Genomic DNA, 12,536 nt, shown 5'->3' with positions numbered 1-12,536 from the left:
ACAGGTTGGACAGGTTGGACAGCTTGGACAGGGTATAAGAGGAAACACACGTTCGATGTCTGTAACTTCATGATTTAAAGAGTGGCGTTTGTCTCATTTTGAATCATGCCGTTTAAGGATTTACTTCACATCCCGCAACCGTAATTGTTCGAACCGGGAACGTTCCCCAACACCCGGAGAAAGCACTATGACGTTGCAGGAAATCCGCGAACGCCGCGCGGCAAAAACGGCCGAAGCACGCGCCATCATCAACAAGGCTGAGAGCGAGAAACGTTCGTTGACCACCGACGAAACGGCCAAGTTCGACACGCTCAAGGCTGAAATTACCGGACTGGAAACGCAGGAAGCGCGCCAGCAGTTTTTGGATGACGCCGAACGCCGGCAGGCTGGCACTGTCATTTCCGGCAGCGGTGAGCATGGTTTAGGCGAACTGGAAAGCCGCGTGTCATTGCTGCGCGTTCTGCAGGCCGGCGTGGAAGGCCGCAGCCTGGACGGCGCGGAAGCCGAGTACAACGCCGAAATGGAGCGCCGCAATGGCCGCAAGGCGCAGGGCGTGTTCATGCCGCTGCGCACGATTGAACAACGTGTCAACACGGCCGCCAACTCCGGCGCGATCATCCCGACTGACCACCGCGCGGACCAGTACATTGGAGCGCTGCGTAACAGCCTGCTGACGCGTCGCCTTGGCGTGCGCGTGCTGTCGGGCCTGAGCGGCAATGTGTCGATTCCGAAATACGGTTCCGGCGTCACCACGGGATGGGTTGCCGACAATTCCAGCTTGAACGCCAGCGACATGACGCACGGGAGCGTGACGCTTTCGCCGAAGCACGCCGGTTCGCTGTCGGAAATGTCGCGTTCGCTCATCATGCAAAGCAGCCCTGACATCGAACAGCTTTTGCGCGATGACATGGCTGCCGGACTTGCGACCGCGCTGGACCGCGTGACTATCGGCGGCGGCGGCGCGAATGAACCGAGCGGCATCATTGCCACCCTTGGCGTCGCTAACGCCACGTTGGCAACGCCGACATGGGCGCAGGTGCTGGAAATCGTCAAAGACGTGGAGGTTGCCAATGCATTGGGCGTGCATTCGTGGCTGTTGAATCCGGCTGCAAAAGCGAAGCTTGCCGGCACGTTGAAGGTAACTGGCGATGCTGGCGCAGGCTTTCTGTTGGAAGGCGGCAAGATCGGCGACCACGCGGCTTATTCGACCAATCAAGTCCCTGCCGCAACTGCAGCCGGTGCCATCTTCGGCGATTGGTCGCAGGTGCTACTTGGCATCTGGTCGGAACTGGATGTTCTGGTGAACCCGTACGAGTCCACGGCGTACGCACGCGGCGGCGTGATGGTGCGGGCAATGGCAACGTGTGACATCGCCATGCGCCATATCGAAGCGTTCCAGTATGCGGATGATGTTCCGCTCGTCTGATCGTCCGCAACAGCACACCCCGCATAAGTGGCGGGGTGTGTCTTTTGGAGTAATCGCCATGATCGAAAAACGCGCAACTGCCGGCGTGACCGCCAACGGCCGCAAGCTGACCGGCTACATCGCCAAATATGACAACGCCACGCGCATCGGTGGATTCTCCGAAGTGATCCGGCGCGGTGCATTTGCCGCGTCGCTGGCATCGGGCCGCGACGTTCTGGCGCTGGCTGACCATGATCCATCGCGCGTTCTAGGCCGCACACGTAGCGGCACGCTGGAACTGCACGAGGATACCGAAGGCTTGGCGTTCACCCTGCAGATGCCCGACACGCAAGCCGGCCGCGACCTGGTTGCCCTGGCCGAGCGTGGCGACCTTGGCGGCTGTTCGTTTGCGTTCACGGTGCCGGAAGGTGGCGACCAGTGGAGCGGCGACACGCGAGAACTGCGCAGCGTGGAATTGCAAGAAGTGTCAATCGTCCAAAGCTGGCCGGCGTATTCCGACACTGAAGTTCATTTGCGCTCATTGCAGCCACAAAGTCAGTTGACCGTTTTGCGGTACTGGCTTGATACCGTGAGGTAATCCCAATGAAAATTTTTGACATGCTGCGCGGACGTACCGAACGGCGCGACGCTGATCCGTCATGGTCAGCACTGGCCGGTAGCTCGCTGAGTAAGGCAGGTGCTTACGTTGACGCCAAATCGGCCGAGTCCATTTCGGCCGTGTATGCCTGCGTGCAAGCCCTGAGCGAATCGACGGCATGCCTTCCGTTGCATGTCTACCGGCGCACCGACACGGGCGACCGCGAACGGGCTGATGGTCATTGGCTGTCCCGCCTGCTGGATCGGCCGAACGCTTGGCAGTCCGGGATGGAGTTCCGCGAGTCGCAGACCGCCGCCATCCTGTTGCACGGCAATGCGTATGCCCGCAAGGAGTTCAACAGCGCCGGCGAAGTTATCGCGTTGCATCCGCTGCACCCGCTGCGCGTGGCTATCGTGCGCCTGGACGGTGGACGCTACCGCTACGATCACACGAACGACGATGGGCAGATGGTGCGCCTGTTGCCGCATGAAGTCCTGCATCTGCGCGACCGCACCGAACCCGGCAACATTGTCGGCAAGTCCCGCATTGCCATTGCGCGCGAAACGCTGGGCCTTAGCCTGTCACTACGCGCGCACGGCGCTGGCGTGTTTGGCCGTGGCGCGCGTCCGGCATCCGTTATCACCAATGAGGGAACGCGCGACCTAAACACTGAGCAGATGAACGCGATGCGTGACCGCTTGGAGCAATACGCGACGCCGCAGAATGCAGGCAAGACGCTCATCATGCCGCGCGGCATGAAGTATCAGACCGTTGGCCTGTCCAATGAGGACGCCGAGTGGTTGCAGGCCATGCAGTTCGGCGTGACAGAAATTTGCAGGTTGTTCCGTGTTCCGCCAACGCTTGTTGCGGAGCTTACGCACGCGACGTTTAGCAACATCACCGAGCTGGGTTTGCAGTTCGCACGTTTCAGTCTGCAACGTTGGCTGACCTGTTGGGAGGAAGCTGTCACTCACCAGCTGCTAGGCCCGATCGCGCGCGGACGTTACTACGCGGAGCACAGCTTGGAAGGGCTGCTGCGTGCGCAGCCGAACGAACGCGCCGAGTTCTACAAATCCGGCATTGACGCTGGCTGGCTTGACGTTGCCGAAGTGCGCCGGCTTGAGAACTTGCCGCAACGTGAGGTTGACGGGAAATCGCTGGGAACTGGTTGACACCTAGACCGCCCATTCCCTCATCGAGCGATTATTTTCACCTGTGAAGGCTACTTACCGCCATGACAAAATTCACTGAAAAACAGCAAGCGTTCATTGACAACAAAGCCGCAGGCGTGACGAATCGTGAGGCCGCGACGGCTGCCGGTTATTCGATGGCGTCCGCTGATGTTCGCGCCGCCGAACTGATGCGCCGCCCTGAAATTAAAGCAGCAATCAAGGCCGCAGCAAAGCCCGGCAGCGTGACCATCACGCCGGACAAGCACGCGATGCCGAAAAAGCATTACGCCGACTCGCTGCAATTCATGGTTGACACCATGAACCATCCGCAACTTCCGGTGGCGATGCGATTTGAAGCGGCTAAGGCATTGCTTCCGTATCAGCACGCGCGCCTGGGCGAGCAAGGCAAAAAGGAATCGGCGAAAGAGCGTGCGCGTTCTGCCATCAATGGTCGGCGCGGCAAGTTCACGCCGAAGGCTGCGCCGCCACAATTGCGGATCGTCGATTAGCGAGGGCGGATTAGGTGTGAGTGCCGCCGAAGGAAAAACCGCACCAGCAGAGGCGGCGTTGCGAGCTGCGAAACTGCACCAAGCCCCTGGCAGTCGTCGGGGGCTTTTTTCTATCCCATGTTTTGAATAAACCTAAGAAATTGCCCAAGTTCTGTATTCATGAAATCATCGTCCTGCCACCACGCCCACTGATGGTCATTCAAGAATTCGCCTAGGGCAACCGCAATACCCATTTTTTTAGCATTAAGATCAACTCCAAAGTTCTCCTGTAAAACTCTTATGATAGACCTTGGCTTTTCAGCAAGTGATTTCTTGAGCAAATCGCGATCAAAGTTTATTTGCACTCCAATCCGATCAATAATTTCAATAAAAATATCTAAAGGTATGGATGTTTCGAAATCATGGGCGAAAATAAATGTATTTTCACGCTTTAATTTACCGGCATCTACCAGACCTTTGAATATCTCCTCGGGCTTCCCGTCGGCATCTCCTTGAATAAATATCGTGTAGCCAAGATCAATGTATTTACCTAACAACATTGCAATGCGTTTAGACCTACGATTACCGCTGCCGTCATAGCATTCGACCATAAGATCTGAAAACCAGGTTGAATGTGATTCACGCAGCTTGTCAAGGAATGCCTTTTCAGCCCAACCCTCCACGAGAAATAGGCTTCTTTCGCTGCTTAATTCCGGCACGCCTTTGAGATTCTGTGCAACGCTATTCAGCGTATCGCGAATTTCAGTTAGATTTCCAAACAGCCTAGGTGCGTAAGCCCCCCACCAATCCAATACATCTGGATTCATTACCATCCCTATCCGCTGTTCGGCCTCTTGAGTGAACTTTGTTAGATAATACGCGCCATCAAGATAAGCTTGCAAAGCGTTGGGCTCAAGGCCTTGCGCAATGGACTCCGTTTGTTTGAGAAAATTTCTGATTACTGCCTCTGCGACCCCGCATCTGATTTCCAACTTCTTCAGTGGATTGACGGGATGCGGCTGAGCAAATTTACAGTAGTCTGATCTTCCACATTTATGGCACTCCAAGTATGGAATCCAGTTTTCCACCATCATTTGGGCCAAATCGTTGATAGAAATATTTCCGGAAAGTTCAATACCCTTGTTACCGTAGATATCGAGAAGAGTTTTATTGTCAACGTTCAGCATTTTTTGCGACGCTCTTTGATTGACTGCTGGTCCGATGTGAACAATAGCAGCGAAATTGAGGTGTGCGCCTACACACCAGTACGGCGTTCGCTTCATGACTACAGACCGCGCTTAGGGCACCCTGTCCATGCCCGCGAGTCTGGCGTGATCCGATGGCTGTCAGGCATATGCCGACAACGGAAGTCAGGTGGAACCGATGACCGGGTGCTTTTTCCGACCCCTGAAACAGAACATCCCGCCACTGTGGGCGGGATGTTGGGAAAATCAGATTTACTTTCGTAAGTTACTGATTTTATTACTACATTGGCGGAGAGAGTGGGATTCGAACCCACGGTAGTGTTGCCACTACGGCAGTTTTCAAGACTGCTGCCTTAAACCGCTCGGCCATCTCTCCGAAAAATTTTCCCGCCAACTGTCGCTCTGGGAACTCTGGCCCTTCGACTTCGCTTCGCTACGCTCAGGGTGAACGGTGGGAAGTTGTGCGGGGTGCACATGCTATCAGGAACGTTGCAATGGATGCCGCGGAAGGCGCGCCGGGACTTTGTAGCAGCGCACTCTGCGCGCGATGTTTTTCGGTGGCGTGACGAAGGGCATCGCGCACGAGTACGCTCCTACAGCGGCTTGGGCTTTTTTCTCGACAGCGCCACCAGGCAGCCGACCAGGATCGCCACCGGGATCAGGGCGCCGAGCAGCGGCAGCAGCAGCACTGGTTCGCGCACGACCATCGGCACCAGTTGGGTGGCGCTGGCGAAGGCGATGATGGCGAGGCGCCGGCGGCGGCTGTGGCGGGCGAACCAGAAGCTGGCGAGGACGAGCGCCAGCGCGACCATCGAGAGATCGAGGTCCACGGTGGGCAGGTGCCAGACGCCGTCGAAGCCGAGGCGGGTGGCGATCACGCCGGCCAGCACCAGCAGCAGGAAGAAGCTGGTGTAGAACTCCACCCTGCCCCAGTTGCCGCGTGCGGGCGCCGGCGTGTTCATGCGATGCGGTCGAGCCCAGCCATGTACGGGCGCAGTGCTTCGGGGATGGTGATCGAGCCGTCGTCGTTCTGGTTGTTTTCCATCACGGCGATCAGGGTGCGGCCGATGGCGAGGCCGGAACCGTTGAGCGTGTGCACCAGTTCGGGCTTGCCGGTTTCGGGGTTGCGCACGCGGGCCTGCAGGCGGCGGGCCTGGAAGTCCACGCAGTTGGAGCAGCTGGAGATTTCGCGGTAGGTCTGCTGGCTGGGCAGCCACACTTCCAGGTCGTAGGTCTTGGCCGCGCCGAAGCCCATGTCGCCGGTGCACAACAGCATCTTGCGGTATGGCAGGCCGAGCTTCTGCAGCACGGTCTCGGCGTGGCCGACCATCTCCTCCAGCTGCGCGCGGGACTGGTCGGCGCGGGCGATGTGCACCATTTCCACTTTCTCGAACTGGTGCTGGCGGATCATGCCGCGGGTGTCGCGGCCGTAGCTGCCGGCTTCGGCGCGGAAGCACAGCGTGTGCGCGGTCATGCGCAGCGGCAGCGCGTCGGCGTCCTGGATGGTGTCGCGCACCAGGTTGGTCAGCGAGACCTCGGCGGTGGGGATCAGGTAACGCTTGGTCTCGCCGACTTCGGTGGCGAACAGGTCTTCCTCGAACTTCGGCAGTTGGCCGGTGCCCTGCATGGTGTCGGCGTTGACGATCACCGGCACGTTGCATTCCAGATAGCCGTGCTCGCCGGTGTGCAGGTCGAGCATGAACTGGCCGAGCGCGCGGTGCAGATGCGCGAGCTGGCCGCGCAGCACGGTGAAGCGCGCGCCGGAGAGCTTGGCGCCGGCGTCACCGTCGAGCCAGCCGTGGCGCTCGCCCAGTTCGACGTGGTCCTTCACCGCGAACGCGAACTCGCGTGGCGTGCCCCAGCGGCTGACTTCGACGTTGTCCTTTTCGTCCTTGCCCAGCGGTACTGAGGCATCCGGAATGTTGGGGATGCCCAGCGCGATCTCGGCAAGTTTCGCCTGCACGTCGCCGAGGGCCTGCTCGTTGGCCTTGAGCTTGTCGCCGATGCCGGCGACCTCGGCCATCAGCGGTGCCACGTCCTCGCCTTTCGCCTTGGCCTGGCCGATCGCCCTGGAGCGGGTGTTGCGCAGGTTCTGCAGCTCCTGCGTCTCCATCGCCAACTGCTTGCGCGAACTCTCCAGCGCCTCGACGGCGGCCACGTCCAGCATGTAGCCGCGGGTTTCGGCGAGGCGTGCGGCGGTTTCGGCCAGATGCGAACGCAGCAGGGCGGGATCGAGCATGAGCGAGGTCCAGGTAACGGCTTGAACCGCGAATTATCGCTGCGCGTGGCCGGTGGCCGCAATGAAGCGGCCATCCGGCATGCCCGTCGACTTACTCGGCGGCGACGCGCGGGTGCTCGCCGCGACCCAGCCACCACGCCATCGCGGCACCGGCGAGCAGCCAGCCGATCAGTTGCTCGGCCAGGGCGGCGAGCGTGAAATCGAGCGGGAAGCGGTACCAGTTCCAGTACGGGAGCATGCTGCTGAGCCAGGCAAACACGGCCGCCGCAGCGGCAATCGCCACGCGCCGGCGGAAGCCCACCACGGCCAGCCCCATGACGAAGGCCAGCGCCAGCGACGCCAGCGTGTCGGATGCCCACTGCCGCCCGATCTGCGGGCCCATCTGCATCATGTCGGTGCCGCGCGGCTGGTACACCACCCAGGCGTACGGCGAGCGCACAGCCTTGATCGAATAGGCGCGCACCACGGCCGCGTCGCCCATCTGCTTGGGATCGAGCGAGGGCAGCAGGTATACGCCCGGCTGATCGCCCAGCCCTTCCTGCAGCCCGCTCAGCGCCGCGTTCTCGTTGAGCGGCTGGTGGATGCCGACGCTGCCCAGCCCCAGCGCCATGTGCGCGACCACGCCCCAGATGAACATCACGATGCCGCCGATCAAACCCGCCACCAGTACGCGCATGGTTCATCCCTCCCCGGTTGGTTGAGCCAATCTAGGTCGGGAAAGCGCGTGCGGCAAGGGCGTACGCGGCAGGAGCCCGCTCGCGGGCGATGCTCTTGCGAATCCCGTATCCCGTATCCCGAACCCGAAAGAAAAGCATCGCCCGCGAGCGGGCTCCTACGGATTGCGGGCCTTTTCGCGGGCGGCACGCAGGGCCAGCAGTTTTTCGCGCAGTTGCAGTTCCAGGCCGCGTTCGACCGGTTCGTAGAACACCGTGCCGACGAGCGCGTCGGGCAGGCACTGCTGGTCCAGCGCGATGCCGCCTTCGGCGTCGTGGTCGTACTGGTAGCCCTTGCCGTAGCCGAGGCCCTTCATCAGTTTGGTGGGCGCGTTGCGCAAGTGCATCGGCACTTCCAGCGTGCCGCCCTTGCGTACCGCGTCGCGGGCCTTGTTGTAGGCCATGTAGGCGGCGTTGCTCTTGGGCGAGATGGCCAGCCAGATCGCCAGCTGGGCCAGGCCCAGTTCGCCTTCGGGGCTGCCCAGGCGCTCGTAGGTGTCCCACGCGTCCAGCGCCATGCGCCAGGCGCGCGGCTCGGCCAGGCCGACATCCTCCACCGCCATGCGGGTCATGCGGCGGGCGAGATACAGCGGATCGACGCCGCCATCGAGCATGCGGCACAGCCAGTACACGGCGGCGTCGGGGTCGGACGAGCGCACGGATTTGTGCAGCGCCGAGATCTGGTCGTAGAACTGCTCGCCCTGCTTGTCGAAGCGACGGGTGCGGTCGGCCAGCACCTGGCTCAGCGTGGCCTCGTCGATGGTGCGCTCGTGCGCCAGTTCGGCGGCGATTTCCAGCAGGGTCAGCGCGCGGCGCACGTCGCCATCGGCGGCCTGGGCGATCGAATCGAGCGATTCGTCGGACACCTGCAATTGCAGTTCGCCGAGGCCGCGCTCGCTGTCGGCCAGCGCGCGTTTCAGCGCGGCGATGATGTCGGCGGTGGAAACCGGCTCCAGCACATGCACGCGGCAGCGCGACAGCAGCGCGGAGTTAAGTTCGAACGAGGGGTTCTCGGTGGTGGCACCGATGAAGATGATCACGCCACGCTCGATGTGCGGCAGGAACGCATCCTGCTGGGTCTTGTTGAAGCGGTGCACCTCGTCCACGAACAACACGGTGCGGCGGCCCTGCGCGAAGTTCACCTCGGCCTCGGCCAGCGCCTTGCGCACGTCAGGCAGGCCGGACAGCACGGCGGAGATCGCACGGAAATCCGCCTCGGCGTAACGCGCCACCAGCAGCGCCAGCGTGGTCTTGCCGCAGCCGGGCGGGCCCCACAGCACCATCGAATGGATCTTGCCGGCCTCCAGCGCGCGGCGCAGCGCCTGGTCCGGGCCGACCAGACGCTGCTGGCCGACGATTTCGTCGAGGCTGCGCGGGCGCATGCGCTCGGCCAGGGGCTTGAGCGCGTCGGGCTCGGCGAACAGGCCGGAGCCGGCCGGGGCAACGGGAGGATTCATGCGCCGATGATAAAGCATGCACTCGCGGCACCCGCCTGCCGAAACGCAGTGCATGCCGGTATCATGGCGTCGCCCGCGTTGTCTAGCCGATTCGACCGGGCGTGGCGGGGGACAACCAGAACGTGATCGTGCACGGAATCATTGACCACACCACGAAAACCGGACGCGCGCAGCGGCCCGGCGCCTTGCCGTGCCGGCATGGATGGCCGGGGTGAAGCGGCAGCCCTTGCGCTGCCCGTTGCTGGGCCTGCTGGGAGCGCTGCTGCTGTTGCTCCGGGCTGGCGCGGGCATGGCTGCTCCGGCTTCTCCGGTCGATCCGTGGGCGCCGTTCGAGTCGCCGTGGTTCGACAAGGTATCCAGTGCGGAAGGATTCCCGCCGGCCATCGTCACCGCGCTGGCGCAGGATCGCGAAGGCCTGCTGTGGGTGGGCACGATGGTCGGGCTGGCCCGCTACGACGGCTACCGCACCCAGCTGTTCGACGTCCGCGGCGAACCTGTCAAGGGCCTGCCCGACGCCTACGTGCGCTGCCTGCTGGCCCTGCCCGACGGCGGCATGCTGATCGGCACCAACGCCGGCGGCCTGGTGCGCTTCGATCCGGCGACCAACACCTTCCGCGTCTATCCCGGCGGCCCGGACGGCATCTCCGACCGCAAGATTTTCGCCCTCGCCGACGACCACGCCGGCGGCGTGTGGGTGGCCACCGAACAGGGCCTGGACCATCTCGACCTGCGCAGCAACGCGATCCGCCACGTCGACACCGGCAGCGACACCGCGCCGCGCAACTTCAGCGTGATGCAGGACCGTGCGGGCAACCTGTGGCTGGGCAACAACGAGGGCCTGTTCGTGCGGCACGCAGGCAGCGATCGCTTCGAGCGCCCCGCGCCGCCCGGCGACGCCGTGGTGGCCACCGTGCTGGAGAACCAGATCTGGGCCATCGACGAGGACAGCGCCGGGCGCCTGTGGATCGGCAGCGGCCAGGCCGGCGCGGTGTACCGCGGCCCGCACGGAAACTGGCATCCGGTGCCGCAGTTCAGCGGCTATCGCAAGGGCGCCCAGCACGCCACCGTGCGCGACTTCCAGGAGGCCGCGCCGGGCACCATGTGGATCGCCACCGACGGCAGCGGCGTGCTGGCCTACCGCCCCGGCGACGCCTCGCTGCAGCGGATCGAGCACGATCCGGCGGTGCCCTCCTCGCTGCCCGGCGACGCCGTGCGCGCATTGCTGCACGACCGCGCCGGCAACCTGTGGGCGGCCACCGACCTGGGCCTGGCCCGCGCCTATCTGGGCGACCGCGGCGCGTTCTCGGTGCTGCCATCGCCGCTGGAATCGAACATGCTCAGCGACACCAGCGTGCGCGGCGTCTACGTGGACAGTCGCGGGCTGGTCTGGATCGGCCTGAGCGCCGGCCGCATCGACGTGATCGATCTGCGCGCCGGGCAGATGCGCCACCTGCGGCTCGGCGGCACGCAGACGCTGCGCGACGTGCAGTCCTTTGCCGAGGCGGCAGACGGCTCGATCTGGGTCGGCACCCAGGGCCTGGCGAAGGTGGACCCGCACACGTTCGAGATCAGCTCGTCGGTGCTGCCCGCACTGGAGAATACGCCGGTGCTGTGCCTGCGCATGGATGGCAACCGCCTGCTGATCGGCACCTACGACGGACTGTTCCGCTACGACACCGGCACCGGCGTGCTGGACCACATCCGGCACGACCCGGACGACCCGACCAGCCTGGTCAGCAACACGGTGCGGCAGATCCTCAAGGTCGGCGACGAATGGTGGTACAGCACCTCGCGCGGCATCAGCATCGCCCCCGACAGCGGCGCCAGCCGCGGCTTCCGCACGCTCACCCATCGCGAGGGCGATCCGGCCAGCCTGCCCGGCGATTCGGTGAGCGCGGCAACGCCCGGCCCGCGAGGGCACCTGTGGGTGAGCACCTCCGGCGGGCTGGCCGAAAGCATCGGCAAGAACCCCTGGCGCTTTTCCAGCATCGGCGTCGCCGAAGGCCTGCTCAGCGACAAGGTCACCAGCGCGCTCAGCGATGGCCTGGGCCACATCTGGGCCAGCACCTCCAGCGGCGTCGCGCGCGTCGATGCCGGCAGCCACGCGGTGCGCAACCTGAGCTCGCGCGACGGCCTGCACATCCGCAGCTACCACTATGCCGACGCCGCCGCCCACGCGCCCGACGGTTCGCTGCTGTTCGGTGGCCTGGGTGGCCTGACGGTGATCCGCCCGGCCATCCAGATCGACGACAACGACGACGCCCCGCTGGCGATCACCCACGCGGTGCTCGGCGCGGTGGCACTGCCGTTCGGCAAGCTGCCGCATGACGGCGACACGATCACGCTGGACCAGCGCAACCGCAACCTGCGCGTGGACTTTTCCCTGCTGGATTACCGCTCCCCCGGCGAAACCTCGTACAGCTATCGCATGACCGGCCTGGACGACGGCTGGGTCGACATCCCGGCCGGCGCCAAACCCGGCGCGAACTACACCAACCTCGCGCACGGCGACTACGTGCTGTATCTGCGCGCCAGCACGCAGGGCATGTACCCGCGCACGGTCGAAAGCCGCCTGCTCGTGAAGGTCGCCCCCCGCTGGTACGAGACCTGGTACAGCAAGCTGGCAGCGGTCGCGCTGCTGATCGGCCTGGTGGTGCTGCTGGTGCATCTGCGCACGCTCTACCTGCGCCGACAGGCGCTGCAGCTGCAGCGACAGATCAACGAGCACACGCGCGACCTGCGCGCCGCCAACCGGCGCCTGGACGAGCTGGCCAGCACCGACGGGCTCACCGGCATCTACAACCGGCGCCGCTTCCTGGAGCTGGCCCAGGCGGAATGCGAACGGTCGCGCGAGCAATCCATCTGCATCGCGCTGTTCGACCTGGACCGCTTCAAGCAGGTCAACGACATCCACGGCCACCTCGCCGGCGACGCCGTGATCCGCGGCGCGGTGGCGGTGATCCAGCGCCATTGCCGGCAGGGTGACCTGCTCGGACGCTACGGCGGCGAGGAGTTCGTGCTGTGCCTGCCCGACACCAGCGTGGCGCAGGCCAGCGAGATCGCCGAGCGCATCTGCGCGGCCATGGCCGGCACGGCCGTCAGCTATCAGGATCGGCCGATCCAGGTCACGGTGAGCATCGGCGTCACCGCGCTGCGTCAGGGTGAATCCATCGAGCAGTGGCTGTCGCGCGCGGACAAGGCGCTGTACGAGGCCAAGCGCAACGGCCGCAACCGCTACGCGGTAGCCAGCTGACATGCC

General features: G+C 63.6%; 10 protein-coding genes and 1 tRNA gene. 5 read left to right on the top strand and 6 right to left on the bottom strand.

The window, feature by feature from the left end; translation table 11 throughout:
• Positions 1-187: 187 nt before the first annotated feature.
• The 4 genes from ACVCL3_RS01630 to ACVCL3_RS01615 all read left to right on the top strand — a co-directional run bounded on the left by ACVCL3_RS01630 (position 188) and on the right by ACVCL3_RS01615 (position 3,684).
• Positions 188-1,426 carry a phage major capsid protein gene (locus tag ACVCL3_RS01630; protein ID WP_447100275.1) on the top strand — a complete coding sequence of 413 codons (1,239 nt, stop codon included), beginning with the start codon at positions 188-190 and terminating at the stop codon, positions 1,424-1,426.
• Between the two features lie 58 nt (positions 1,427-1,484).
• Complete coding sequence (locus tag ACVCL3_RS01625; protein ID WP_447100274.1) at positions 1,485-2,003, top strand: HK97 family phage prohead protease; 519 nt, start codon at positions 1,485-1,487, stop codon at positions 2,001-2,003.
• Positions 2,004-2,008: 5 nt separating this feature from the next.
• Positions 2,009-3,175: a phage portal protein gene (locus ACVCL3_RS01620; RefSeq protein WP_447100273.1), complete on the top strand. Its 1,167-nt coding sequence runs from the start codon at positions 2,009-2,011 to the stop codon at positions 3,173-3,175.
• 62 nt (positions 3,176-3,237) lie between these two features.
• Positions 3,238-3,684: a terminase small subunit gene (locus ACVCL3_RS01615; RefSeq protein WP_447100272.1), complete on the top strand. Its 447-nt coding sequence runs from the start codon at positions 3,238-3,240 to the stop codon at positions 3,682-3,684.
• A 110-nt stretch (positions 3,685-3,794) separates the two neighbouring features.
• On the opposite strand, the gene ACVCL3_RS01610 is transcribed toward ACVCL3_RS01615, so the two are convergent.
• The 6 genes from ACVCL3_RS01610 to ACVCL3_RS01585 form a co-directional block, all read right to left on the bottom strand.
• Positions 3,795-4,946, bottom strand: coding sequence for a hypothetical protein (locus ACVCL3_RS01610; RefSeq protein WP_447100271.1), 1,152 nt, complete (start codon positions 4,944-4,946; stop codon positions 3,795-3,797).
• A 208-nt stretch (positions 4,947-5,154) separates the two neighbouring features.
• Positions 5,155-5,244 (bottom strand) — tRNA-Ser (locus ACVCL3_RS01605).
• A gap of 217 nt (positions 5,245-5,461) precedes the next feature.
• Positions 5,462-5,830, bottom strand: a complete 369-nt coding sequence (locus ACVCL3_RS01600) for an LrgA (RefSeq protein WP_447098803.1) — start codon at positions 5,828-5,830, stop codon at positions 5,462-5,464.
• The gene (serS, locus tag ACVCL3_RS01595) at positions 5,827-7,107 is read right to left on the bottom strand and encodes a serine--tRNA ligase (protein ID WP_395118714.1); all 1,281 of its coding nucleotides are present in this window, start codon (positions 7,105-7,107) and stop codon (positions 5,827-5,829) included. The genes ACVCL3_RS01600 and serS overlap by 4 nt, the downstream gene beginning before the upstream one ends.
• A gap of 91 nt (positions 7,108-7,198) precedes the next feature.
• Positions 7,199-7,783: a hypothetical protein gene (locus ACVCL3_RS01590; protein WP_447100270.1), complete on the bottom strand. Its 585-nt coding sequence runs from the start codon at positions 7,781-7,783 to the stop codon at positions 7,199-7,201.
• A gap of 156 nt (positions 7,784-7,939) precedes the next feature.
• Positions 7,940-9,277 (bottom strand): replication-associated recombination protein A, encoded by a 1,338-nt coding sequence (locus ACVCL3_RS01585; RefSeq protein WP_447098800.1) that lies wholly within the window; start codon positions 9,275-9,277, stop codon positions 7,940-7,942.
• Positions 9,278-9,488: 211 nt separating this feature from the next.
• Between ACVCL3_RS01585 and ACVCL3_RS01580 the strand changes: the two genes are divergently transcribed.
• On the top strand, positions 9,489-12,530 hold the full coding sequence (locus ACVCL3_RS01580) for a ligand-binding sensor domain-containing diguanylate cyclase (protein ID WP_447100269.1): 3,042 nt from the start codon (positions 9,489-9,491) through the stop codon (positions 12,528-12,530).
• The last annotated feature ends 6 nt before the right edge of the window (positions 12,531-12,536 follow it).

Source organism: Rhodanobacter sp. UC4437_H4 (assembly GCF_052978425.1).
The sequence above is the reverse complement of the archived record's forward strand: the minus strand, read 5'-3'. Positions and strand labels throughout refer to the sequence as shown.

Excerpts from the sequence above, each read along its gene's own strand:
- ACVCL3_RS01630 (WP_447100275.1), top strand. The coding sequence starts at position 188 with ATGACGTTGCAGGAAATCCGCGAACGCCGCGCGGCAAAAACGGCCGAA.
- ACVCL3_RS01625 (WP_447100274.1), top strand. The coding sequence starts at position 1,485 with ATGATCGAAAAACGCGCAACTGCCGGCGTGACCGCCAACGGCCGCAAG.
- ACVCL3_RS01620 (WP_447100273.1), top strand. The coding sequence starts at position 2,009 with ATGAAAATTTTTGACATGCTGCGCGGACGTACCGAACGGCGCGACGCT.
- ACVCL3_RS01615 (WP_447100272.1), top strand. The coding sequence starts at position 3,238 with ATGACAAAATTCACTGAAAAACAGCAAGCGTTCATTGACAACAAAGCC.
- ACVCL3_RS01610 (WP_447100271.1), bottom strand. The coding sequence starts at position 4,946 with ATGAAGCGAACGCCGTACTGGTGTGTAGGCGCACACCTCAATTTCGCT.
- ACVCL3_RS01600 (WP_447098803.1), bottom strand. The coding sequence starts at position 5,830 with ATGAACACGCCGGCGCCCGCACGCGGCAACTGGGGCAGGGTGGAGTTC.
- serS (WP_395118714.1), bottom strand. The coding sequence starts at position 7,107 with ATGCTCGATCCCGCCCTGCTGCGTTCGCATCTGGCCGAAACCGCCGCA.
- ACVCL3_RS01590 (WP_447100270.1), bottom strand. The coding sequence starts at position 7,783 with ATGCGCGTACTGGTGGCGGGTTTGATCGGCGGCATCGTGATGTTCATC.
- ACVCL3_RS01585 (WP_447098800.1), bottom strand. The coding sequence starts at position 9,277 with ATGAATCCTCCCGTTGCCCCGGCCGGCTCCGGCCTGTTCGCCGAGCCC.